This is a genomic window from Edaphobacter sp. (genome assembly GCF_035532915.1).
Taxonomy (GTDB): Bacteria; Acidobacteriota; Terriglobia; order Terriglobales; family Acidobacteriaceae; genus Edaphobacter.
On the sequence record NZ_DATKQC010000361.1, the window covers coordinates 1 to 3057 of the forward strand.

The 3057-nt window shown below is 57.0% G+C and carries 2 protein-coding genes; both read right to left on the reverse strand.

What is annotated here, in order from left to right:
- The coding region (locus VMU57_RS17240; RefSeq protein WP_325385656.1) for an aldehyde dehydrogenase family protein at positions 1-1436 on the reverse strand (1436 nt) is incomplete at its 3' end.
- Positions 1433-2962 (reverse strand): phytoene desaturase family protein, encoded by a 1530-nt coding sequence (locus VMU57_RS17245; protein ID WP_325385658.1) that lies wholly within the window; start codon positions 2960-2962, stop codon positions 1433-1435. The genes VMU57_RS17240 and VMU57_RS17245, both read right to left, overlap by 4 nt.
- Positions 2963-3057 lie beyond the last annotated feature (95 nt).

Consider the following 3057-nt stretch of genomic DNA (forward strand, 5'->3'; position numbering starts at 1 on the left):
CTAGCCAGACGCTTCATGCCAGTCCGAATTTTGCCGCCGTGCCGTATGCGCAGCAATTGGCGAAGACGATCAAAGGTCTCCGCTCGAAATGGAAACCAGTGGACCTCGACACGACGAAGACGGCGAGCCACCATCACCGTCTTGATACGCGAGAAGGTTCGCAAACCTTCCGCGCCGTGATAGCGGCCATAGCCGCTGGCGCGGTTGCCGCCGAACGCAACCTGAGGATTGCCGATGTTGCGAATCACGTCGTTTACCGCACAACTGCCGCAGTTCAGTTCGTATGCCACGCGCTCGACTTGACGATCGTCGCCTGTCCATACGCTCGCACTCAAGGCAAATGCAGATGCGTTTGCCATTTCGACGGCATCGGCCTCGTGCTGAAACGACGCTATGCAAACTACGGGGCCAAACGTCTCCTCGACCAGGAGCGCCGCATTTTCAGGAACGTCCGTCAGTACGACAGGAGTTGTGACATCGTCATCCGCTCGCCACTCGGAGTGCAGCTTTGCACCGCGGGAAAGTGCGTTTTCCACTTGGACCCGCAGGCGCACCTTTACAGATTCGAGGCGGACTGTTCCCACGTCACTCTCGACGGACGTGCCGATGCGGAGCTGGCGCACTCTTTGCAGAAACAACTGCAGAAACGGCTCGTAGATTCCCCGATGGACAAAGATTCGCTTGGTGCCGACGCATACCTGACCAGCGTTGGAGAAGCTGCCATAGGTAAGCCCGTTCACCGTCCGTTCCAGATCGCAGGAGTCAAACACAATGGCAGCGTCCTTGCCGCCCAACTCCATCACGGTTGGGATCATCAGGGTAGCCGCCTTTGCCGCGATCGTTTGGCCGTTGCGGTGGCTGCCCGTGAAAAAAACGAAATCAGGCCGTGCTTGCAGCAAGGCCGTCGCCTCTTCCCGTAACTCGCAGGAAACCTGCACCAGGTAATCCGGTAATCCTGCGACAGCACAAAGTTCCTGAATCAAGCGCGCTGTTTGAGGAACGTGTTCGCTGCATTTCAGCAACACGGAATTTCCGGCGAACAGAGCGGTTGCCATAGGGATCACCGACAACTGCAAGGGATAATTCCACGGCGCGAGCACCAGCACGACGCCATGCGGCTCCAGCACTTCTTTGAAACGAGTCCCTCGGTAGAAGAACCAAGGGCTGCCCTTCTTCTGTGGACGAAGGATACGCGCGGCGGCTCGCTCGTAGAAGCGCAGCTGCTCGAGCGTGACCATGACATCGCCAGCCAGCGCATCCATCGGAGCTTTTCCGATCTCATCCGATATCACCTGAACGATCTCATCCATGCGCCGCGCGATCTCACACCGCAACGGACGCAGACGTCGAGCGCGATCGGTCGCCGAAAACTGTACCCACAATGCCTGTGCCGCCCGGGCACGATCAATGCGTTTCGCAGCAGTCTCGTGGCTCATTCAATTCCCAATTCTGCGAAAGGCCTTGGCTTGGGATACTGCACCCCATACTTGGCACTGATCAGGTTGGAGGAAATACGCGCAGATTCAAAGATGGTGGGCAGCCCGCTGCCAGGATGCGTGCCCCCGCCCACCAGGTATGTGTTGTCGAACAATTCAAACTTGTTGTGCGGCCTGAAGTAGAGCATCTGGTCCCAACTGTGGCCCATGTTGAAAGTCGCGCCAAGAAAGACGGAAACCTGTTTCTCCCAGTCTGCCGGCGTCAGAATCAGCTCCTCCCGGATGTGATCGCGCAGATCCTTATATGGGGTACGGTCTTCCAGTAATTGCAAAATGGTTTCTCGATAGGCGTCGCGGTGCTTCTTCCAGTCGATTTCGCTGGTATTGTTCGGCACCGGCGCCAGAATATACAGCGCCGAGTGGCCTGCTGGAGCGCACGACGGGTCCAGGGTCGCGGCATTGCGAATGTAGACAGAAAGATCATCGGAAACGATCTTTGTTTTTGTAATGTCTTCCAGGCATCGCTTGTAATCCCGCGCGAAAACGATCATGTGATGCTCGGCATCCGGATACACCCGATCGAGTCCGAGGTACATCATGAACGTCGAACAGGAGTACTTGCGCTTGGAAAGAGCGGAGGGCTTATATTTACCGAGGTCGCTGTCGGGAAATAGAGTGCTCATGGCATGGCCAAAGTCGGCATTGATCACCACGTCATCGCAAGCGACTTTCTCTCCGTTCTCCAATTCCACGCCGCACGCCTTGCGGCCCCGCAGCAGCACACGCTTGACTCCGCAGGAGGTATGAATCTCGGCACCTTCCTCCCGAGCAACTTTGGCGAACGCCTGCGGAATCTGAGACAGCCCGCCCATCACGTGGTAAATGCCGTGTGCGTGCTCTGTGTACGGGATCATCGCGAACAAGCCCGGGCAATCCCATGGAGACATCCCCAGGTACTTTGACTGGAAGGTGAAGGCGAGTCGCAACTCCTCCGAACGGAAGTAGGTGGAAAGCACGTCGTAGAGGGAACGGCCGGGAGCGATGTGGGGCAGCGCCGCCAGCAGGGTCGTATGCAACAACGCAGCCGGGTTTCCGTAGTCCTTTTGCAGGCAGGGATAAAGCTTCTTAAATCGCACGCTCTCCGAGAAAAGAAATTTATCCAACCCGGCGCCTTCGCCCGGGAAGACGCGCTCAATCTCGTCGCGCATGTCCCTTGGTGTGGGACGGGCCAGCATGGTTTTGTCAGAAAAGTGCAGGCGATACATGGGGTCGAGCGCCCGACAATCGAGATAGTCGCTGGTCTGCCGTGCGGCGTCCTGGAATAGTTCATCCAGCAGGAACTTCATCATCAGAAATGTAGGCCCAAGATCGAAGCGATATGGCCCCAGTGCGACCTCGGCGGTGCGACCTCCAATTCGAGCCGCCTTTTCAAACACCTGCACGCGAAATCCACGCCGTGCGAGCAACATTGCGGACGCAAGACCGCCGGGACCTGCGCCTATGACAACTACAGTTTTGGCTTCCATCGTTGGATATTGGATACGTCATAAGCCCAATGTGTTGACGGAATAATGCACGGTCTGTCTGCCTGCATTAAAAAGGAGCCGAAGGATGTTCGTTC